General features: G+C 68.0%; 1 pseudogene. It reads left to right on the top strand.

Annotation, left to right across the window (positions count from 1 at the left end):
• Positions 1–331: pseudogene (locus tag ACTJKX_RS38315) on the top strand (hypothetical protein); the annotation flags it as partial.

The following is a 331-nucleotide window of genomic DNA, read 5'->3' as shown; positions in this document are numbered from 1 at the left end:
GGGCACCAATTCTGTTTCGGGTGCAACGGGCCAGAACGTCGCCATCGGCGTGGGCGCCAATGCCAACGCCGCGACCGCGGCTGGAGGGGCTGTCGCCATCGGCCTGGGTCAGAAGGCCATCGGTGATGGCGCGGTGGCGATCGGCGACCCGAATGTGGCCAACGGCGCAGGTGCCGTGGCGCTCGGCGCCAATAACACCGCTGCAGGTGACACTCTCGGCACCACGGCGGCGAATGGCGCGGTCGCGCTGGGCAATGCCAATTTCGCGGTCGGGCAGGGTTCCGTTTCGCTCGGCAATCAATCCAATGCCGCGGCTGCCGGTGCTCTTGCT

It is taken from the genome of Labrys sp. 22185 (genome assembly GCF_052045555.1).
GTDB classification, from domain to species: Bacteria; Pseudomonadota; Alphaproteobacteria; order Rhizobiales; family Labraceae; genus Labrys; species Labrys neptuniae.
The sequence above is the reverse complement of the archived record's forward strand: the minus strand, read 5'-3'. Positions and strand labels throughout refer to the sequence as shown.